The following is a 19,640-nucleotide window of genomic DNA, read 5'->3' on the forward strand; positions in this document are numbered from 1 at the left end:
CCGCTTGACTAGTGTCCCACCTCATGACGCCCCACCCCCGACGCCGCAGACGGGGCGACGACCGCCGCGAGCAGATCATCGACGAGGCACTGAAAGCCTTCGCCGACAACGGCTATCGCAGTGCCTCCATCGCCGAGATCGCCGACCGCTGCGGCCTGTCCCAGCCCGGGCTGCTGCACTACTTCCCGAACAAGGCCGCGCTGCTGTCGGCGGTCCTCGACTACCGCGACCGCCTCGACTACGACCGCCTCGGGTTCGACCAGCAGCTGCGCGGCAAGGACGCCCTCGTCCGCCTGGCCCAGCTGGTCGAGCACAATATGCACGTGCCCGGGCTGGTCCGGCTGTTCACCGTGCTCACCAGCGAGGCGGTCACCGCCGACCATCCGGCTCACGAGTGGGCGCTGAACCGCTACCGCCTGCTCCAGGACTACCTCGCCGGAGCGCTACAGGCGGGCATCGACGACGGCAGCATCCGCAAGGACATCGACCCCGCGGCCACAGCCCGCCAGGTCTTCGCCATGATGGACGGCCTGCAGCTGCAATGGCTGGTCGATCCCGACACGGTCGACATGGCCGCCCTCTTCCGCGCCTACGTCGACGAACTCATCGCCTACATCTCCTAGCGCGCCATCCCCCATCTCGCAGCGGCTCGTCCGGCATCTCCTATCGCTTCATCCGGCCACCGCATCGCGGAAGTGCTCGGCGAGATCGAGCCCGGCGGCCTGCTCCGCCGTGACCCAGGCATGGTCGTCGTGCTCGTCCGGATTGAGAATCACCGCACCACTGCCGTTTTCGCGCACATCGAAGACCCGCGCGTGAATCCGCAGCGGGCGTCCGGCCACATCCATCCACTCGTGTGCCGAGCGCTCGCCGAGGACCTCGATGGCCAGACCGGTCTCCTCCGCGACCTCGCGTACCGCGGCCTGCTCGGGTCGCTCGCCCGGCTCGACGCCACCGCCCGGCAGCTCCCACCGCCCGTCCAGGAAAACCCCGGCGGCCCTGCGGATCAGCAGGATCGTGCCGGCGCGTTCGATCCGGCAGTACACCAAATGTTTTTCTTTCACCCGTCGATCATGCGTGAACCGACGGGGACGGATTACGCGGAGTCCACCGCGTACTGGTACTTCCCGCGATCGAGTTTGCGCACATTGCTGTTGTCGCGCTGCGCCATTCGCCCCAGCGCGACCGCGACGTGGTGGCGGGCGCTGATCGGCAGCTCCACGCCGCGACTCTGGAGCGCCGCGATCACTTCCGCCGGGGTCCAGGTCTGTTCGGGGTGTTCGGCGAGGAAATCGGCCACCACCCGGGGCAGCGAGCGTCCCTGCGACGGCCCGGCCGAGTCGGCGGGCTCCGGCACGTCGGTCAGCTGCTCGTCACGGGCGGTGTCCAGCCAATTCGCGACCGTGAGCAGCTTCGAGCAGGCCGCACGCAATTCGGCTCCGGGCGAACGGATGTCACCGAGGTTGTACATGGCCTGGTAGTAGCGACCGATATTGGTCAGCAGATCGATGGCTTGCTTCTCGGTGTCGGCGACGATGGCTTCGCTGCTGCGACCCGACTGCGCGGCCGCCGCCACTGCTCCCACGTCCACGTCCGACAATCCCCTTCGCTGTTGATCGACAGATGCACGGCTCACCCGACACTAGCCAAGCGGCGTGGCCGAATTGTGAAAGACTACAAGGTCATTGCCGCCAGCGCGCCCCCAACGCCGTTTCGCGTGACCGGAATGCCGGGTTCACTCTGTAAGAACCGCAGGTTACCGCGGTCCCGTCCGATCGTCGCAGGGCCGCCCACCCGCACCCGACACGCGGAACGTTTCGGTGCGCGCGCGTGGCGCGATATCCACTTCTCACGCCCGCGGCCGTGACCACCACGCTGCAACCCCTCGGCTGGCACGGAACAGTGCAGCAATCCACAGTGACGGTCACCGATCCCGCGAAGGTCGGCAAGGTGGTCGGCCAGAGTCCGGCGGCGGGCACCGCGGTCGCCGTCGACGCGACGGTGACCATCATGGTCGGCCCTCGCGGGTGTGGGCGCTGACGACTCGACGGCGACCGCCGCTGCGTGACGGGCTAGGCAGGCGCTTGGCCGAGATACCAGGACAGCAAGCCGGGGTCGTCGACCGCGGCGGGGTCGACGACGCGACCGGGGTCCGCGCCCTGTAGCAGGCGCTTGAGCGGGACTTCGAGTTTCTTGCCGGTACGGGTGTGCGGGATGCCGGGGGCCGCGATGATCACGTCGGGGACGTGGCGGGGCGACAAAGCAGTCCGGATGGCAGCAGCGATCCGCTGCCGCAGCTCGTCGGTGAGCTCGCGTCCCGGAGCGAGCACCACGAACAGGGGCATCCAATAGCCGCCACCCGGCTCTTCGATGCCCAGAACCAGGGATTCGGCGATCTCCGGCAGCGCCTCGACGACGTCGTAGATGTCGGCGCTGCCCATCCGAATACCGTTGCGGTTCAGGGTGGAATCGGACCGCCCGTGCACGATGACGCTGCCGTGCGGTGTGCGGGTGATCCAGTCGCCGTGCCGCCAGACGCCGGGATACATGTCGAAATAGGCGTCGCGGTAGCGGGCGCCGTCGGGGTCGTTCCAGAACGCGACGGGCATGGAGGGCATCGGCTGAGTGACGATCAGCTCGCCCACCGCATCGTGGACGGAGTGACCGTATTCGTCCCAGGCTTCCAGGGCCACCCCGAGATACGGGGCGGAGAGCTCGCCGGGCCAGATGGGGACGGTCGGCGTGCCGCCCATGAAGGCCGAGACCACATCGGTGCCACCGCTGATCGAGGAGACCGGGATATCACCGACGTTGTCGCGCAACCACATCGACGAGGACGCCGGGAAGGCCGCACCGGTGACGCCGATCTGCCGCAGCGCATGCAGATCGTGGGTGAGCGCCGGACGGGCGCCCGCCTTCTCACAGGCCAGCACGTACCCGGGGCTGGTGCCCAGGACTGTGGCGCCGGTGCGGGCGGCCAACGCCCACAGCGCATCCGGCGCGGGATGGCCCGGACTGCCGTCGTAACAGACGATGGTCGCGCCGGCCAGCAGCCCGGAGACCTGGAAGTTCCACATCATCCAACTGGGGCTGGTGTACCAGAAGAAGGTGTCGTCCGGCCCGATATCGGAGTGCAGGGCAAGGGCTTTCAGATGCTCCAGCAGCACGCCGCCGTGGCCGTGCACGATGCCCTTGGGCTTGCCGGTGGTGCCGGAGGAGTAGAGCACCCAGAGTGGATGCTCGAAATCGACGGGCTCGGTGGCGAGCGCGGGTGGTTGCGGCGCGAACAGATCCTGGGTGGCGTCGCTCCAGTCCAGGGCGTCGGGCAGCGTTCGGCCGAGCCGCGACACCAGCACGGTCCCCCGCAACGAGGGTAAACGGTCACGGAGAGTAGCTATTTCGGCGATCTTGTCGTGCGCCTTGCCGCCGTAGCGGTAGCCATCGGCGGTGATGAGCACGACCGGCTCGAGCTGGCCGAGGCGGTCGAGCGCCGCCGCGGCCGTGTAATCCTGTCCGCAGGCGCTCCAGACGGCGCCGATACTCGCGGTGGCGAGGAAGGCGATCACGGCTTCGGGAATGTTCGGCAGGTAGCCCGCCACCCGGTCGCCGCGACCGACACCCAATTCGCGCAGTGAGCGAGCCAGAACCGCGGTGCGGGAGAGCATTTCCGCCCAGGAGAGTTCCCGCACCGGGCTGTCCTCGCTGAGCGCGACAATCGCGGGCCGGTCGGTGCGGGCGTGCCGGATGATCTGGTCGACATAGTTGACTCGGGCGCCCGGAAACCACCGCGCCCCCGGCATGTCACTGGAAGCCAGCACCTCGGCGGGCTCCTCGCCGACCTCGAAGTACTCCCACACCGCCCGCCAGAATCCGGCGATGTCGCCCACCGACCAGCGCCACAGCTCCGGGTAATTCTCGGTGTGAATCCCGTAGCGCCGCTCGACGAACCGACCGAAGTCGGTGATCCGCGCCGCCGCCATAGCGCCCTCGTCCGGCACCCACTGCGGCACCGCTGCGATCTCGGTCATCGGGCGCTCCACCCGCCGTCCATGGTGTAGGAGGCCCCGGTCACCATCCGCGCCGCATCCGAGGCGAGCCAGCCGACCAGCGAGGCCACCTCCTCCGGCTCCACCAGCCGCTTGATCGCGTTGTCGGTCAGCATGATCCGCTCCACCACCTGCTGCTCGGGGATGCCGTGCGCCGCGGCCTGATCGGCGATCTGCTTGTCCACCAGCGGGGTTCGCACGTAGCCGGGATTCACGCAGTTGCTGGTCACCCCGTGCGGCCCGCCCTCGAGAGCCGCCACCTTCGACAGCCCTTCCAGCGCGTGCTTGGCGGTCACATAGGCCGATTTGAACGCCGAGGCCCGGAGCCCGTGCACCGACGAGAGATTGACGATCCGGCCGTACCCCTGGGCGTACATGTGCGGCAGGGCCGCGCGGGTGAGCAGGAACGGGGCCTCGACCATGAGCCGCAGCATCCTGCGGAACCGTTCCGGCGGGAAGTCGGTGATCGGGCTGACGGTCTGGACGCCGGCATTGTTCACCAGGATGTCGGTCTCCAGCCGGAGGTCCTCCAGGGCGGTCACGTCCGACAGATCCACCTGCCATGTCCGCCCGCCGAATTCGGCGGCCACCTTCTCCGCGCCCTCGCCGTCGATATCGGCGACGGTCACCTGCGCGCCGCGGGCGGCGAGCTCGCGGGCGCAGGCCGCGCCGATCCCGCTCGCCCCGCCCGTCACCAGGGCCCTGCGTCCCGCCAGTTCCCCCAGGGGTCCGGTCGTCTCGGTCATGCCACCTTCACCTCCGCACTGTCGTGCATCGAATTACGCTGCGCTGCCAGGCTTTCCGCGTCGGCCCGGTCGATGGCCGCCAGGTCGGCGCCCTTGGTCTCGCGGGCGAAGAGCACCGCCACCACGGTCACCGCCGCCGAGGCCGCCAGGTACCAGGCGATCGGCACCGAGGATTTGTAGGACTCCAGCAGCCGCACCGCGATGATGGGCGCGAGCGACCCCGCCACCAGCGAGGTCACCTGATAGCCCAGGGACACACCGGAATACCGCATGCGGGTGGGGAACATCTCGGCCATGATCGCCGGCTGCGCGGAGTACATGAAGGCGTGGAACACCAGGCCGATGATGACGGCGCACAGGATGACCGCGTTGTGCTTGCTGTCCATCATCGGGAAGGCGAAGAAACCCCAGGTCGCTGCGGCGAGCGCACCGACCAGGTAGACCGGCCGCCGCCCGATGCGATCACTGAGCCGTCCGACCAGCGGGATGACCAGGAAGTGCACGGTGTGCGCCGCGAGCAGCCACCACAGGATCACCTTGGTGTTCGCTCCCACATGGACTTTCAGATACGTGATGCTGAAAGTGACGACGAGATAATAGAAAACGTTCTCACCGAACCGAAGTCCCATGGCGGTGAACACACCTCGCGGGTACCGCTTCAGCACCTCGAGCGCGCTGAAGGAGTTCGCCTTCTCCTGCTCGGCCAGCTGTTGCGTGGCCACGAAGATCGGCGCGTCGGTGATCTTGGTGCGTACGTAGTAGCCGATCAGCACCACCACCGCCGACAGCCAGAAGGCCACCCGCCAGCCCCAGGACAGGAACGCCGCGTCCGACAGTGTCGAGGTCAGCACCAGCAGCACGATGGTGGCGAGCATATTGCCCACCGGCACCGCCGCCTGCGGCCACGACGCCCAGAACGCGCGGCTGCGGCTCGGACTGTGCTCGGCGACGAGCAGTACCGCGCCGCCCCACTCACCGCCGACCGCGAAGCCCTGGATGAACCGCAGCACCACCAGCAGTACGGGGGCCAGATAGCCGACCTGCCCGAAAGTCGGCAGGCAGCCCATCAGGAAGGTGGCCGCGCCGACCAGGATCAGGCTCAGCTGCAGCAGCTTCTTGCGCCCGTACCTGTCGCCGAAGTGCCCGAAGACGATGCCGCCCAAGGGCCGTGCCGCGAAGCCGACCGCGTAGGTGATGAAGGCCGCCAGGATGGCGTCCAGGTCGCTGGTGCCCTTGGCGAAGAACACCTTGTTGAACACCAGCGTCGCCGCGGTGCCGTAGAGGAAGAATTCGTACCACTCGACCACGGTCCCCGCCATGGACGCGGCGACCACGCGCCGCAATCCGGCCAGGCCGCCGCGGGCTTCCGGTTCGGTATCCGGGAGGCTCATCGCGCAACTCCTTCACGCTCGGGCCGCCTCACCCCTCATCTGTGATGCGGCCCACATACTTCGATGCCAAGGAGTATTCGTGCACACTCGGCGCGCCCGCAATGACCAGATCCGCAGCCACAATCTGCAAGAATGCAGAAATGAGCGTGACCTCCACCACAACCCGCCTCAGCCCCGACGATCTGCTGGTGCTGCTCGCGGTGGGCCGCACCGGCCGCTACGTCTCGGCGGCAGAGGAACTGGGCATCAACCACACGACCATCTCGCGGCGCATCGCGGCGCTGGAGCAGGCGCTCGGCGGCCGGGTGCTGATTCGCGGTGCGAGCGGATGGGAGCTCACCGATCTGGGCCGGGAGGCGCTCACCGCCGCCGAGGCCATCGAATCCGCGGTCCGCTCGCTGACCTCCGACACCCCGGAACTCGAAGGCGTGGTGCGCATGTCGGCCACCGACGGGTTCAGCGCCTACGTGGCCGCGCCCGCCATCGCGAGGATGCAGCGCCGCCATCCCGGATTGTCCGTCGAGATCGTCACCGCCACCCGGCTGGCGTCGTTGCAGCGGTCGGGCTTCGATATCGAAGTGGTGGTGGGCAAACCGCAACTGCGCCGCGCCCGCGCCATCGCCCTGGGCGACTACACACTCGGGCTCTACGCCTCCCACGGCTATCTTGCCGATCACCCCGCCCCGGAGGCTCTCGAAGACCTGTCCCGCCACCCGCTCGTCTACTTCATCGACTCCATGCTCCAGGTCGACGACCTCGACCTGGCCCCCACCTTCGCGCCCGCCATGCGCGAATCCATCTCCTCCACCAATGTTTTCGTGCACGTGGAGGCGACCCGGGCGGCCGCCGGGCTGGGCCTGCTGCCCTGCTTCATGGCCGACCGCCACACCGATCTGGCCCGCGTGCTGCCGGAAATCTCTGTGCGCCTGACCTATTGGCTCGTCGCGCGCCCGGAAACCCTGCGCCGCCCCGAAGTCGCCGCCCTCGTCGAGGCGCTGCGCGAGCAGGTGGACACCCACCGCGACATGCTCATGGGTTGACCCACTCCACCGGATCACCGACGCGGGATGGAGAGCCGGACCTCGAGAAGCTCACCGCCGCGTGGCGTGAGGCCCAGATCGCCTACCGGACCTTGCGGGCACTGATGCGCGCCGACCTGGGAATAGACGCCGAGCAAGACTTCCTGAACCACGCGAACATCACGACACCTCGACAGATCACGCCATGGGAGAAACCTGAACTTGATCCGCCGAACGAGTCGGCGTAGGGCCCGCCGCCGATCGGACCCGCCATGATTCGGGTACGGGGATGGATTCGGTAGCCACGCGGCGAATTCACCCACGGGCATCGCGACACCGCGGCCGATTCTCGCCAGCGCGGGCGGTGAGCGTCGATGACCATCGTGAGCATGACAACGGATGCGATGACCACCCTGCGGGCCTTCTATGCGGCCGAGGCCGCCTACCTCACCGAGGGGGCCGGGTTCGAGGAGATGGCTCGGTATCTGGCGCCGGATGTCGTGATGTACCAGGCCTCGAGCCTGCCCTACGGCGGGCAGTGGCACGGGCACGACGGCATCCGCGAATTCCTCGCCGCGATGGGAGACAGCTGGGACGGCCTGTGGTTCGACGAGCAGCACTTCCTCAGCGAAGGGGAACGGGTCGTCGCCTACAGCCGAGGCCGGCTGCGTGCCCGGCACACCGGACGGGTACTGGAAACCTCGCTGCTGCAGTGGATCAGCTTCCAGGACGGCCTGATCACCGAATTCCGGCCCTACTATCACGACACCTCGGCGGTCCTGGCCGCTCTGGCCGAGAACGCCTGATCACCGGGGCACAGGCCCACGATCGCGACGACACAGCCCGGGTCGAAGGAGGCGACACGGCGCGGGTCGAAGAAGGAAACGGGACCGACCGGTTGGCCTCCGCGCGGCGGTGGCACAGTGGACAGGGCACGGACCCGACCGAGGAGGAGCCATCCATGAGCGGACGTACCCCCAGCCGTTGGGAGGAACTCACCGCCGCCGACCCTGCGCATTCGAAGTGGTACGTGGAGCGGTTCCGGAGATTGTCGGCCGAAGGCGCGGATATCGTCGGGGAGGCGCGGCTGATCGACGCGATGCTCGACCGCGGTAGCCGGGTCCTGGATGCGGGGTGTGGTCCGGGACGTGTGGGTGGCTACCTGCACGACGCGGGTCATATCGTGGTCGGCGTCGATGTCGATCCGGTCTTGATCGCTGCCGCGGAGCACGACCATCCCGGCCCGACCTGGATTGTGGGTGATCTCGCCGAACTGGACCTGCCGGCCCGCAACATCACCGCCGACTTCGATGTCATCGTGTGCGCGGGGAACGTGATGACATTCCTGGCGCCCTCCACCCGAGGGGCGGTGCTGGCCGGTTTCGCCCGCAACCTCGCCCCGGGTGGCCGGGTGGTCACAGGTTTCGGAGCCGACCGCGGCTACGAGTTCCCGCAGTTCCTGACCGACGCCGAGAACGCCGGACTCACAGTGGATTTGCAGCTCTCGACCTGGGACCTACGCCCATTCACCGACCAGTCCGACTTTCTGGTGGCGGTGTTCTCGCGCGCAGACTGAAACCTGCCCTGCCCCAGGAAATCCCAACCCTGACCGGTGGAATCTGGTCCGCTGCAACACCGAACATCCTGTAATTCAGGTCCAGGGCATCCCTCTCCGGTGCAGTGGCGCGTGGCCTCACGGTCGGAGATACGGGGCATACGAGATGGTCGCGGTGGGCGAATCCTATTCGCCCACCGCAACATTCAATTACGCCCACTGCCCGGGCCGAAGCACGTCCATCCAGTGAGTCGGCCATGTCGCGAGGGCCACGATCACCATGATCGCCAGGTGCACCGGTGCCGCGAAACTCTCCTTCGGCCCGTGGTGGTTGATGATGTGCGTGACCACAGCGCCGGTCAGCACCAGTATCAGCACCGCGGCGCCGAGGAATCGTGCCTCGTGGAACGGGATCACCAACAGCAGCGCACACACCCCCTCGATCCCGCCGACCACGAACCGGAACCAGGCGGGCCACCCCCACTCCGCGAATTTGATCGAGTACGCAGGCCCGAAAAACGTCGGCCCGGGCCAGAACTTGGTCACCGCTCCCATCATGAACTCGAGGGCGAGGAACCACAGGAAGCCGGTCGCGACCCATCCGGACCAGGTGTGAGCGATAGTCATACCGCCATGACCACCCGCACGGCCGAAATGTGACACGCCCAGTGCGCAGGCGAGATGGGTTCGCCACCTACGCTCGAATACTGGTCGCCCACTGCGGATTTCGCCCGGATGCGGCCACCGCCCGCACGAACGGCTCTGCGTCATCGGCCACCTCGACTGCCGCGACGAACATGCCGTACGAGCGGTATTCCTTCGCACTGGAGTCGATGATCTCTGCGATGGTCGTGGCGGCCGCCGTGGAGATCCGGAACTCTTGTCCGGTCGCCGCCGCCACGTCCCACCCGTGCAGAGCGAGCTCGGCGAGCAGCATTCCCGCGACGTCGGACGCGGGCACCGAGGACCACCCGAGGTCGATCTCGCCCTCCCACACCGCGGGCTCGGCCCATGCCTGCACTGCTCGATCCAGTTGCGCCGCATACTCTTCGGCCCAATCCGCCGTCGCCGTGAAATCACGGCCACTCAGATCGTCGGGGATCGCCCGCCGCCGCGCCCGGCACTCCAGCCCGTAGGACGAGTAGAGCACCCAGTGGTTGATCAGCGTCCGCACATCGAATTCGGTACACGGCGTCGGCGCCGACAACTGCTCCGGTCGAACTCCCCGAGCCACCCGCCCAGCCTCAGCGGCGCACTCGGTCATCGCTGAAAGAATCGTGTTCATGCCGAGGACGCTATGCCGAGGCCGGCCGTGTGTTCTTGGAAAAGTACGTCACGGCGACCGCACCCGGTGGCACAGGCGAATATCCGCAACGGCTGCACTGGCGGTCCGTTATGCCCACGCGATTCGACACCGCTTCCGGTCACAGCATGTGAAGGATGCCGTCGGCACCGCGGAGAAGGATGTGTAGCCGCGCTTGACTCGTGCGAGTGGAGCGAGACGATTGTGCTGGGCCGGGTAATGAACGTGGCGTGATGCCGGCGGCGGGACGGTGCCGGGCATCTCGGGTTGGAACCACCATCACCGCAGATTCTGAATCAAAGGCAGGCGGACATGAGCGACGTCTTCGGAATTGCAGGTAAGACAGCATTGGTCACGGGCTCGGGCCGGAATATCGGGCGGGCGATCGTGCTCGAGCTGGCCGGCTGCGGCGCGAACGTCATTGTCAACACCCGCAGCGATCAGGCGGAAGCCGACTCGGTGGCGAAAGAGGCCGCGGATCTCGGCGTCGGCTCCCTGGTGGTGATAGGTGACGCCGCCGACAAGGCGACCGTGGAGCGGATGCGGACCCAGGCCGAGGCGACATTCGGCGGCGTGGATATCTACGTCAGCAACGCAGCCCGACGGCTTTACAAGGACTTCTTCGAGATCACCGATGAGGAATGGCACTACCACCTGAACCAGCAACTCACCGCCTCGTGGTACCTGGCCAAAGCGTTCGTGCCCGGCATGCGCGAGCGCGGCTGGGGAAGGGTGGTGCATATCAACGGCGAGGATGGCTGGCTGGGCGGCTGGACCCGGGTCCCCCACTCGGTCGGTAAAGGCGGCCTGCGCACCCTGACCAAGTCCCTGGCCTCCGGGCTGGGCCAGTACGGCATCACCGTCAACGATGTCTCTCCCGGATTCATCGACACCGCCCGCGACATGCAGACCCATCCCGAGGTCACCCCGGAAAGAACGGAGACTTTCCTCCCGGCCATCCCCATCCGACGACAGCCGACGCCCGAGGAGCTGGCATGGGCATGCGCCTTCCTGTGCTCGACGCGTTCAGCCGCCATCACCGGTGCGGTTATCCACGTCAATGGCGGTCAATGGATGTTCGGATAACAACGGCAATGGCGATCGTCGCGGCGGAGGGCCTCGGTGCTGGTGTTCCGTTGGTCGGGGGGTCTTACGGAACACCAGCCGAGGGCGATGCATCGGATGCGACATTCGTCCATCCGATGCAAGCGTCGAATGCGTTGTTCTTCATCTCTTCTTACGTATCAGGTCGGCCGGAGGTTCACTCGAAGCCTGCGCGTCCGACTCGCGTATCCAGGTGCCGGCGGTAGCATCACGTGCCGTGAGTGGCGATCCGAGGCCGGGCTCGTGACCACGGCCGGACGCGGGGACGCCTCCTTCACCGGGTCGATTCCCGAGATTTACGACAGCCTGCTGGTTCCGATGATCTTCGCGGAACCGGCTCGGCTACTTGCGGAATCGGTGGCCACGGCGGACGCCGTCGACATTCTCGAAACGGCTGCCGGGACCGGGGCGCTGACGAGGGAACTCGCCCGGCTGGGCGGTCACAACATCGTGTCAACCGATCTGAACGAACCCATGGTGACAGCGGCCGCAGCCCGGCTCGTTTCCGAGCGGGTGCATTGGCAGGTCGCGGACGCCCAGAGCCTGCCGTTCCCCGACCGCTCCTTCGATGTGGTCGCATGCCAATTCGGTGCAATGTTCCTGCCCGACAAGGTACGCGGATACGCCGAGGCGCTCCGGGTGCTGCGCCCGAATGGCATGTTCGCCTTCAACGTCTGGGACCGGATCGAGCACAACGCCGTACCTCTTGTCATCACCGGGGCACTGTGCGCGGCAGCACCCGACGAGCCGCTCGAGTTCTTCCGTCGCACGCCCTACGGATACTTCGACATCGACCGAATCCGCGGCGAACTCGAAACGGCCGGATTCGACCGGATCACCGGTGAATACATCGAGGGTTCCAGCCACTCGACGCCGGAGACCGGTGCGGTGGCGTTCTGCCAGGGAACCCCGCTGCGTGGCGAAATCGAACGCCACTCGTCCCTCGACGTCCAATCCGCGACCGCGATCGCAACCACGGAATTACACCGGCGATATGGGCCGGGCGAGTTCGACGCGCCAATCCGATGGCTGCAGATCACAGCCCGGCGGCCAGCCGATTAAGCAGCATTCCGCCGCAACTTGCGCTATGTCGAAACCGACACGCTCACAGCTTCCTCGCCGGCACCGATACCGCCGGAGCGCAATTCGCTCTGCTGCATGGCTCACCCGGCATCGGATCGATCTGAGGCTCTGGCCGACGAATTGGCGTCAGCGACAACGAAACTCGGAATCCACGGGAACCAGGACATACGCAATCGGCGTCGACCCGAACGGCCCGAGTTTTGCGACAATCCCGGCAGTGAAATCCCTGGGATCAACGGGATCGAAAGGCAGAATGTCGCCATGCCCACATTTGCTCGATTGTTGCAGACTGCCGTCGCAGGGGCGCTGATTGTGGCGGTCAGCCATGGCGTCGCGGCCGCTCCCGCCGCGAGTGCCCCGAATGGCCTGTTGCCCTGGCCGAGTTCCGAGCCGGACGGAATACAGGCGCCGGGGGCTGAACTGGCAGACGGAATTACCGGCACGATGCTGTGGTCGCGAGAGCCGGACACGCCGGTCCCGATAGCCAGCATCGCGAAGGTGATGACGGCACTGGTCGTGATCGATGCCGGCGACCTCGACCGGACTGTCACCGTGCCGCCGGAGAGCATGTCCTATTGCACCAGGCACGACGGAAGCAGCGCGGGCCTGGTCCCCGGAGAAGTGTTCACCACACGACAGGCCCTGTACGCGATGATGCTGCCGTCCGGCTGCGACGCCGCCTATACCCTGGCCGAGGCATACGGGCCCGGCCAAGACGGCTTCATCGCCAGAATGAACGACACCGCGGGTCAAATGGGCCTGGCGGGGACACATTTCGCCGACCCCAGCGGACTGCCCTCCCCCGACGACTACTCCACCTACTCCACACCGGCGAACCTGGTGGCCCTCGGCCTGCGCGCGATGAGCCTGCCGGTGTTCCGCGAGATCGCGGGGTCGGAGAGCTATCACCTGCCCGCCGGCCCGGGCAATCGCGAGCACCACTGGCAGACCACGAATCTGCTGCTGCACGAGTACCCCGGCACCATCGGCATCAAGACAGGATCCACCGACGCCGCGGGAGCCTGTCTACTGTTCGAGACGGTGCGGGCTGGAATACCGCTGATCGGCGTGGTCCTGCACAGCTCACCCGGCAGCGGCCGCGCCGCGAAGGAAGACGCTGAGCGCCTGCTGAACTGGGCCTACAACCCCATCTTCAGCGCGCTGCCGATCCGTTAGCGCCGACCACCGCAGGCCACCTGCGAATCCCGGCCCCACGAACGCCAGCGGCCCGAAATCGCCTCGGACCGTTGGCGTTCCACGGCATCGCGAGGCGTCACAATCGTACCGCCAGGTCCCGGCAGCCCGTCACCCGCGGCAAACTTCCTCAGCGAACCTCCGATACCCGGTACGCGACTCCGTCGTCGACCGGATATCCCGATCCCATGGCAGCAATGTCGTTGAGCCATGAGCAGTTCCGCCGATCTATCCATCCTGAGCGCAGGCGTTCGGCACGGATTTCGACGCGCCGGACGGGTTGACTCCGTGCCGCTGCCGGGCGCACCATCAGCGCACTGCTGCTCGGGGTGGGAAGGGGCTTGCCGTGACCGACAGCCATCAGGAGTTCTTCGATCATCTCGACTGGTTCGATGAGGGCCATTGCGCGCGGCTGGACGATCAGCTCACCTGGGCGCGTGGGCAATGTCCGGTCGCGCATTCGGGATTCGGTGGTGGAATGCATGTGGTGACGCAGTATGAAGACCTTGTCACCGTGGCCGCGCACCCGGACATCTTCAGTTCGACCATGCCCGGATTGACTTCAGTACCAGTCGCTTTGCCGCCCATCGACGTGGATCCGCCACTGCATCACGACTTCCGGGCGTTCCTCAACGGGCCGTTCTCACGGTCGGCGTTGCAACGATACGCGCCGGTGGTGCAGCACCTCGCCGACGAACTCATCGATCAGTTCGCCGGCCGCGGCGAGGTCGAGTTCGTCAGCGAGTTCGCGATCCCGTTCACCGCGGGAGCGCTGGCGAAGATCGTGCTGGACGACGACAACCAGGAGCGGCTGGCGCGCGCGGTCGATGCCGTCACCCAGGTGTCGGTGCAGAACACGCCCGACAGTTTCGCCGCCGTCGCGGCATTGGCCGCCGAGCTCATGGCCGAACGCGAGGCCGCGCCGCGCGCGGATCTGCTGCAGTATATTGTCGATGCCACCGTCGCCGGCGGCCGACCGCTCACCATGGAGGAACGGCTCGGCGTGGTCACCGTGCTACTGCTGGGCGGGCTCGACACCACCCGCGGCGCACTCGCCTACATCGCCGAGTTCCTGACCGAGATACCCGGCCTCGAAGCGCGCCTGCGTGAACCTGATTGGGCCGCAGGCGATCTGGACGAGCTGCTGCGCTACACCTCGACCGTGAGCGTCATGGGCAGACTCGTCATGGAGGACAACGACCTGCTCGGCGTCCCGATGGCCAAGGGCGACCGCATCGCAGTCCACTGGCGCTCGGGCAACCGCGACAGCGACCGTTTCGACAACCCCGGCCAACTCGACTTCGACCGTAACCGCAACCCGCACTTGGCCTTCGGCATCGGCATCCATCGTTGCGTCGGCCGCCACTTCGCCCGCATGCAGCTCGACATCGGCATCACCCGCCTCCTGAACCGCCTCACCGGCTTCCGCCTCGCCCCCGGCGCCGAAGTGCACCGGTCGGTCGGCATCAGCGTCGGCGCACCTCGCGAACTACATCTCCGCTTCGAGCCCGTCGCGCCCTGACCTGCCGGAGTCTCGCCTACGCACGGCCGAACACCTCGTGGGTCCCGACCTCGTGGGTGACCTCTTGCCGCCAGCCCACGATCCGCCACCCGTCCGAGGTGTAGGCAGCCTCGGCGTGATACCAACCGAACACTTCGAACACGAGATCCGGTCGATTCGCACCGATATGGTGGACCCGCATCTTCGCCGACACCGTGGCACGCTCGCCGTCGACAGCCGCTTGCTCGTGCCCCATCAAATGCTGTGTGGGACCGCACTTGTCGAGATATCCACGAATCATCCTGACGAGATTGTCTCGGCCGTCGACGATTTCGGCCCCCGCGTAATCCGCCTTCACATCGGGCGCGAACACGCCGTCGAGGCCCGCCCAGTCACGCCGGTCGAGCGCATCGGCATACCTGTGGAGTAGAGCGATAACTGCATGCCGTTCGCTAGTCATTGCCGGACCGTAACGGCCGAACCCACCTCCCGACCCGTGGTCGTCTCGCTGATCGGGACAATTACCTTTACCCGCACTCGGATTGGTCAACAGTCGGCTGCGACACGACGATGTGCGCGCGTTCCAGGTGCGTCCATCGCCGGGCGGGAAACGGACCTCGCGGCCGGCATTTCGCGCTGGTAGAGCTGTTGGTGCCAGTACCGGGAGCCGGCGGCGTCGACGGCGCCTAGGGCGACACTCGCGCCGGGCATCCGCTGCGGGCTGCGTTCGCGATCACCACCGCGGGTCCGGAGATCGTTGCCGTAGGGGTATGACCTTGCAGCCTCTCGTTGTCCTGCGGGGTGGCTCAGTCGTCGCAGCAAGCGCAGTCGCGCGCCGCGGTGTCGGGGTTCGTGGTGGACGCGGCCGGTGCCGGGCAGCAGGTGTCGCCGCGCCAGGCGTTGATGCCTTCCTTCACCGCGATACCGGCGATGACGAGTGCGGCGATCGGGTCGGCCCACGACCAGCCGAACAGGCTGTTGAGCAGCAGTCCCACCAACAGCACCGCCGACAGGTAAGTGCACAGCAGCGTCTGCTTGGAATCGGCCACCGCGGAAGCGGATCCGAGTTCACGCCCTGCACGGCGCTGGGCCCACGACAGCACCGGCATCACCGCCAGGCTCACCGCTGCCAGGGTGATGCCGATCGCGGAATGGTGAGCCTCCCCGACCCCGAGCAGGCCGCTGATCGCGTCGACGCTGACGTAGGCAGCCAGGGCGAAGAACGAGAACGCGATGACCCGGAGCGCGACCCTCTCCCGCTTCTCCGGGTCGCGGCCGGTGAACTGCCACGCGACCGCGGCCGCAGAAGACACCTCGATCACCGAGTCCAACCCGAACCCGATCAACGCCGTCGACGACACTCGCCTGCCTTCACTCAGCGCGATGATCGCCTCGACGACGTTGTAGGTGATCGTCGCGGCCACGAACCAGCGAATACGACGCGCCAGCAACGCCCGCCGCTGCGACGCAGGCCCCACTTCCACCACCGCAGGCAGCGACGGCATTCCCAGCGACTGCGGCATCAGCAGCACCCCTCGGTGCCCGAGTCCGGGCAGCACGCCGGATCGACGGCCAGCACCAGCCCCGTCAGATCATCGAGAGCCCGCCCGATCCGAGCGTCCGCCAGCTCATATCGCGAGCGCCGCCCTTCCGGCACCGCCACCACCAGCCCGCAACCCCGCAGGCACGCAAGGTGATTCGACAGAATCTGACGCGACACCCCGATCTGCTCGGCCAGATCGGACGGATACGCCGGCGCCCGGCGCAGGCTCAACAAGATCTGGGTGCGAGTCGGGTCCGACAAGGCGTGCCCGAAGCGGGCCAGCGCATCGCGACGCAGCAGGGTATCCACACCATGACAGTACAGAAGAATCTGTATTCAGAAAATCATGAATCATGAGAAGGCGCGACCAACGCGAGCTCTTGCCGCGGCCGCCCGCCGTGGAACGGCGATGAAGGGCCCCAAAGATCAACGGGCAGGGGGCATCTGAGCCCGCCGACCGAGCCGGAGCAAACCCCATCGGCCACACCCGCACGGTGACCCGATGGGACGCAAGCCACACCAAAACCGCTGGCGGGCAGCCGATTAGAGAGATTCGCACGGGTACCTCGGACTTACCACCAGGCTCGAGTAGCCGATTCCAGTGCGTGTCGAGCCATACTGGCTGTTCGGGGGCCGAGTTGGGTCAATTCGTGGACCGAGTCGCATTCACCGCCGAGAGGGGGGATCGAGGTATGCGGCCGTTGCTGTTTGCACGAACGATCGGATCAATGGGTTGGCGTCGCCCTCGTTCCAGACCACCACCACCCTGCTCGGCGCCATATCGATCAGCGGGACCACGGCCAGTCCCTCGGGCACGTTGTGCCCGAGCGGAGTTATGCCGACGGTGCCGTTCCAGAGCACGGCTTGCACACATTCTTGAACGACCCGCACGACCGGGCCCTCGCGCGGTTCGCCACCGTTCCAGTAGGTCTGCCAGAGGGGGTCGGTGCCGGCGGGAAACTGGAACCAGCGGCGGTCGGCCAGGTCGGTCAGTTTCAGGTGGTCGCGGTGAGCCAGCGGGTCGTCGGCCCGTAGTACGGCTCCGACGCGGTCGGCACGTAGTTCACGGACGGTCAGGGCGGTGTCGTTGAACGGTGCACGGGTCACGGCGACGTCGACCAGTCCGGCCTTCAGCCCGCAGGTGGGGTCGGTGAGGTCGGTGTCGCGGATACGGATGTCCACCTCGGGATGCCGGTGGCGGTAAGCGGCAGCCAGTCTGGTGATGCCGGGGTCGGCGGCGTCACCCAGGATGCCGACGGTGAGGATCGCGTTTCCGGCCGCGGCGGCCACCCGCACGCTGACCCGGTCGGCCTGCTCGAGCAGAGCACGCGCCTCGTCGAGTAGCACCGCCCCGACCGGGGTGAGATCGACACCGGTGGGCGACCGATCGAAAAGGGCGGCACCGACTTCCGCCTCCAGTTGCCGGATGGCGCGGCTCAGCGGCGGTTGGCTCATGTGCAGCCGGGTGGCGGCGCGACCGAAGTGGCGTTCCCCGGCGACAGCTACGAAGTAACGCAGCGTACGTAGCTCCACACCGGCACGATACCCGTCCGGTATCGGGATCGCGGAACAGGTCTTGGACACCTCCGGTGTCTCGGCGGTGCAATCGAAATATGACCGACGAAGCACACAGCGACGAAACGAACTCCGCCACAGCGGTTTCGATAGTGCGTCCCGGCGAGGGTGAGGTGATCATGTTGGGTGCCACGCGAATGCGTATCCTCGAGGACGGCAGCAATACCGGCCACCGTCTCGGACTCGCCGAATCCGTCGTGGCCCCCTACACTCCGGGACCCCCGCAGCACCGGCACGCCCAGCACGACGAAGGCTTCTATATCATCTCCGGCACGGTGCGGTTCACCGTCGGCGACACCGTCTACGACGCGACCCCGGGCACGCTGGTGATGGTCCCACCCGGCGCCCCGCACACCTTCGCCAACATCACCGGCCAACCGGCCGTCATGCTCAGCACCTTCACACCCGACCTGTATGTGCAGTATTTCCGCGACCTACAGGACATGATCGCCGACGGCCGGGAACTGACACCACAGGTGAACATCGACGTGATGAGCCACTACGCCACCGCACCGGCCACCGACTTCACCTGAACCCCAGCGGACCGAGGCGCTTTCGTCACGGTCACTGATGTCACCACTGGATAGGAATTGTGAACATCGCATTCTGGATCGCCGCCGGCCTGCTCGCGCTCTTCTACCTGTATGCGGGCGCACTGAAGATCACCCGAAGCCGGGATCGACTCCGGCCCATGATGGCCTGGGTGGACCGCACACCCCTACCCGCCGTCCGCGCCATCGGCGTGCTCGAAGTACTCGGCGCGCTCGGGCTGATCCTTCCACCCCTGACCGGCGTCGCGCCCTGGCTCGCTGCGATCGCGGCCGGTGGGTTCGCACTCCTGCAATTCGGTGCGATCCCGGTCCACCTGACCGGCGGAGATCGAAAAGTCGCCCTCAACATCGCACTTCTTCTCACAGCAGCCGTGACCGTTTTGTTCGCGACCACCTGGATGTGAAAGTCCGGAAATTCTCGAGTCGTGGATGTCGAGAACGCCCGGGCGGCTCCGTCCCAGGGTACGGAGGCGAACGGGCCTCGACGACACCGACGAAGGAGCGAACATCATGCAAGCGAACGAGATCACCGCGATCCTGAACCTCCCGATCAGCCAGGAGCTGCTGGCTCGCGACCTGCTGCGGATGGCCTATGTCGCCAAGGACGGCACGCCTCGCAACATCCCGATCGCATTCACCTGGAACGGCTCGGAGATCGTCGTCTGCACCACGAAGAATGCTCCGAAGCTGCCCTCCCTGCGGCGCAACCCGGAGGTCGCGCTGACGATCGATACCGAGGTGCATCCGCCGAAGATCCTGTTCATCCGCGGTCGAGCAGAGATGGATGTGGTGGATGGCATCCCGGAGGAGTATCTGCGGATGAACGGCAGCTACGAGATGACCCCGGAGCAGCGGGTCGAGTGGGAGGCCGAGGTTCGCTCGCTGTACGACGGCATGGTCCGGATTGTCATCACCCCGACGTGGGTCAAACTCATCGACTTCGAAACCACCCTCCCGACCGCGGTCGAAGAACTGGTCCGGCAACGGGCCGAGCGTCAGAGCGCCTGAACCGATCGAACGCGGCCAGAA

At 66.8% G+C, this 19,640-nt stretch carries 25 protein-coding genes; 13 read left to right on the forward strand and 12 right to left on the reverse strand.

The window, feature by feature from the left end; all coding sequences use genetic code 11:
* Positions 1–23 precede the first annotated feature (23 nt).
* Positions 24–623 carry a TetR/AcrR family transcriptional regulator gene (locus tag ACWEKS_RS05665; protein ID WP_452338983.1) on the forward strand — a complete coding sequence of 200 codons (600 nt, stop codon included), beginning with the start codon at positions 24–26 and terminating at the stop codon, positions 621–623.
* A 48-nt stretch (positions 624–671) separates the two neighbouring features.
* On the opposite strand, the gene ACWEKS_RS05670 is transcribed toward ACWEKS_RS05665, so the two are convergent.
* Together ACWEKS_RS05670 and ACWEKS_RS05675 are read right to left on the reverse strand one after the other, a co-directional pair.
* Complete coding sequence (locus tag ACWEKS_RS05670) at positions 672–1,064, reverse strand: NUDIX hydrolase (protein ID WP_452338984.1); 393 nt, start codon at positions 1,062–1,064, stop codon at positions 672–674.
* Positions 1,065–1,096: 32 nt separating this feature from the next.
* Complete coding sequence (locus ACWEKS_RS05675; protein WP_452338985.1) at positions 1,097–1,591, reverse strand: hypothetical protein; 495 nt, start codon at positions 1,589–1,591, stop codon at positions 1,097–1,099.
* 239 nt (positions 1,592–1,830) lie between these two features.
* Between ACWEKS_RS05675 and ACWEKS_RS05680 the strand changes: the two genes are divergently transcribed.
* Entirely contained in the window at positions 1,831–2,040 is a 210-nt protein-coding gene (locus ACWEKS_RS05680; RefSeq protein WP_452338986.1) for a PASTA domain-containing protein, read from the forward strand.
* A gap of 32 nt (positions 2,041–2,072) precedes the next feature.
* Here ACWEKS_RS05680 and ACWEKS_RS05685 read toward each other — a convergent pair whose 3' ends face one another.
* The 3 genes from ACWEKS_RS05685 to ACWEKS_RS05695 are packed head-to-tail and all read right to left on the reverse strand — an operon-like array spanning position 2,073 to position 6,183.
* Positions 2,073–4,028 carry an acetoacetate--CoA ligase gene (locus ACWEKS_RS05685; protein WP_452338987.1) on the reverse strand — a complete coding sequence of 652 codons (1,956 nt, stop codon included), beginning with the start codon at positions 4,026–4,028 and terminating at the stop codon, positions 2,073–2,075.
* Positions 4,025–4,771: a 3-hydroxybutyrate dehydrogenase gene (locus ACWEKS_RS05690; RefSeq protein WP_452339038.1), complete on the reverse strand. Its 747-nt coding sequence runs from the start codon at positions 4,769–4,771 to the stop codon at positions 4,025–4,027. Before ACWEKS_RS05690 ends, ACWEKS_RS05685 begins: the two co-directional genes overlap by 4 nt.
* Before the next feature lie 17 nt (positions 4,772–4,788).
* The gene (locus ACWEKS_RS05695) at positions 4,789–6,183 is read right to left on the reverse strand and encodes an MFS transporter (RefSeq protein ID WP_452338988.1); all 1,395 of its coding nucleotides are present in this window, start codon (positions 6,181–6,183) and stop codon (positions 4,789–4,791) included.
* A gap of 140 nt (positions 6,184–6,323) precedes the next feature.
* Between ACWEKS_RS05695 and ACWEKS_RS05700 the strand changes: the two genes are divergently transcribed.
* The 4 genes from ACWEKS_RS05700 to ACWEKS_RS05715 all read left to right on the forward strand — a co-directional run bounded on the left by ACWEKS_RS05700 (position 6,324) and on the right by ACWEKS_RS05715 (position 8,778).
* Positions 6,324–7,223, forward strand: a complete 900-nt coding sequence (locus ACWEKS_RS05700; RefSeq protein WP_379446028.1) for a LysR family transcriptional regulator — start codon at positions 6,324–6,326, stop codon at positions 7,221–7,223.
* Entirely contained in the window at positions 7,220–7,450 is a 231-nt protein-coding gene (locus tag ACWEKS_RS05705) for a hypothetical protein (protein WP_452338989.1), read from the forward strand. The genes ACWEKS_RS05700 and ACWEKS_RS05705 overlap by 4 nt, the downstream gene beginning before the upstream one ends.
* 141 nt (positions 7,451–7,591) lie before the next feature.
* Positions 7,592–8,008, forward strand: coding sequence for a nuclear transport factor 2 family protein (locus ACWEKS_RS05710; RefSeq protein ID WP_452338990.1), 417 nt, complete (start codon positions 7,592–7,594; stop codon positions 8,006–8,008).
* A 155-nt stretch (positions 8,009–8,163) separates the two neighbouring features.
* Positions 8,164–8,778, forward strand: a complete 615-nt coding sequence (locus tag ACWEKS_RS05715; protein ID WP_452338991.1) for a class I SAM-dependent methyltransferase — start codon at positions 8,164–8,166, stop codon at positions 8,776–8,778.
* 189 nt (positions 8,779–8,967) lie between these two features.
* On the opposite strand, the gene ACWEKS_RS05720 is transcribed toward ACWEKS_RS05715, so the two are convergent.
* Positions 8,968–9,384, reverse strand: a complete 417-nt coding sequence (locus tag ACWEKS_RS05720) for a DoxX family protein (protein WP_452338992.1) — start codon at positions 9,382–9,384, stop codon at positions 8,968–8,970.
* A 67-nt stretch (positions 9,385–9,451) separates the two neighbouring features.
* Entirely contained in the window at positions 9,452–10,042 is a 591-nt protein-coding gene (locus ACWEKS_RS05725; RefSeq protein ID WP_452338993.1) for a TIGR03086 family metal-binding protein, read from the reverse strand.
* Positions 10,043–10,372: 330 nt separating this feature from the next.
* On the opposite strand from ACWEKS_RS05725, the gene ACWEKS_RS05730 reads away from it, so the two are divergent.
* From ACWEKS_RS05730 to ACWEKS_RS05740, 3 genes are all read left to right on the forward strand, one after another.
* Positions 10,373–11,146 carry an SDR family NAD(P)-dependent oxidoreductase gene (locus ACWEKS_RS05730; RefSeq protein WP_452338994.1) on the forward strand — a complete coding sequence of 258 codons (774 nt, stop codon included), beginning with the start codon at positions 10,373–10,375 and terminating at the stop codon, positions 11,144–11,146.
* Between the two features lie 261 nt (positions 11,147–11,407).
* Positions 11,408–12,226 (forward strand): class I SAM-dependent methyltransferase, encoded by an 819-nt coding sequence (locus tag ACWEKS_RS05735; protein WP_452338995.1) that lies wholly within the window; start codon positions 11,408–11,410, stop codon positions 12,224–12,226.
* 282 nt (positions 12,227–12,508) lie between these two features.
* Entirely contained in the window at positions 12,509–13,423 is a 915-nt protein-coding gene (locus ACWEKS_RS05740; protein ID WP_452338996.1) for a D-alanyl-D-alanine carboxypeptidase family protein, read from the forward strand.
* Between the two features lie 148 nt (positions 13,424–13,571).
* Here the strand turns inward: ACWEKS_RS05740 and ACWEKS_RS05745 are convergent, their stop codons facing one another.
* Positions 13,572–13,925 (reverse strand): hypothetical protein, encoded by a 354-nt coding sequence (locus ACWEKS_RS05745; protein WP_452338997.1) that lies wholly within the window; start codon positions 13,923–13,925, stop codon positions 13,572–13,574.
* A 3-nt stretch (positions 13,926–13,928) separates the two neighbouring features.
* On the opposite strand from ACWEKS_RS05745, the gene ACWEKS_RS05750 reads away from it, so the two are divergent.
* Positions 13,929–14,963 (forward strand): cytochrome P450, encoded by a 1,035-nt coding sequence (locus ACWEKS_RS05750; RefSeq protein WP_452338998.1) that lies wholly within the window; start codon positions 13,929–13,931, stop codon positions 14,961–14,963.
* A gap of 16 nt (positions 14,964–14,979) precedes the next feature.
* On the opposite strand, the gene ACWEKS_RS05755 is transcribed toward ACWEKS_RS05750, so the two are convergent.
* From ACWEKS_RS05755 to ACWEKS_RS05770, 4 genes are all read right to left on the reverse strand, one after another.
* The gene (locus tag ACWEKS_RS05755) at positions 14,980–15,402 is read right to left on the reverse strand and encodes a nuclear transport factor 2 family protein (protein ID WP_452338999.1); all 423 of its coding nucleotides are present in this window, start codon (positions 15,400–15,402) and stop codon (positions 14,980–14,982) included.
* Between the two features lie 346 nt (positions 15,403–15,748).
* The gene (locus ACWEKS_RS05760; RefSeq protein ID WP_452339000.1) at positions 15,749–16,465 is read right to left on the reverse strand and encodes a cation transporter; all 717 of its coding nucleotides are present in this window, start codon (positions 16,463–16,465) and stop codon (positions 15,749–15,751) included.
* Complete coding sequence (locus ACWEKS_RS05765; RefSeq protein WP_452339001.1) at positions 16,465–16,794, reverse strand: ArsR/SmtB family transcription factor; 330 nt, start codon at positions 16,792–16,794, stop codon at positions 16,465–16,467. The genes ACWEKS_RS05760 and ACWEKS_RS05765 overlap by 1 nt, the downstream gene beginning before the upstream one ends.
* 357 nt (positions 16,795–17,151) lie before the next feature.
* Positions 17,152–18,018 carry a LysR substrate-binding domain-containing protein gene (locus ACWEKS_RS05770; RefSeq protein WP_452339002.1) on the reverse strand — a complete coding sequence of 289 codons (867 nt, stop codon included), beginning with the start codon at positions 18,016–18,018 and terminating at the stop codon, positions 17,152–17,154.
* Positions 18,019–18,098: 80 nt separating this feature from the next.
* Here ACWEKS_RS05770 and ACWEKS_RS05775 point away from each other — a divergent pair, with 80 nt between their 5' ends.
* The 3 genes from ACWEKS_RS05775 (at position 18,099) to ACWEKS_RS05785 (ending at position 19,619) form a co-directional block, all read left to right on the forward strand.
* Positions 18,099–18,593 carry a cupin domain-containing protein gene (locus ACWEKS_RS05775; protein WP_452339003.1) on the forward strand — a complete coding sequence of 165 codons (495 nt, stop codon included), beginning with the start codon at positions 18,099–18,101 and terminating at the stop codon, positions 18,591–18,593.
* A 59-nt stretch (positions 18,594–18,652) separates the two neighbouring features.
* Complete coding sequence (locus ACWEKS_RS05780) at positions 18,653–19,015, forward strand: DoxX family protein (protein ID WP_452339004.1); 363 nt, start codon at positions 18,653–18,655, stop codon at positions 19,013–19,015.
* 106 nt (positions 19,016–19,121) lie between these two features.
* Positions 19,122–19,619, forward strand: a complete 498-nt coding sequence (locus ACWEKS_RS05785; RefSeq protein WP_452339005.1) for a pyridoxamine 5'-phosphate oxidase family protein — start codon at positions 19,122–19,124, stop codon at positions 19,617–19,619.
* The last annotated feature ends 21 nt before the right edge of the window (positions 19,620–19,640 follow it).

This window comes from Nocardia sp. NPDC004711, assembly GCF_053601595.1.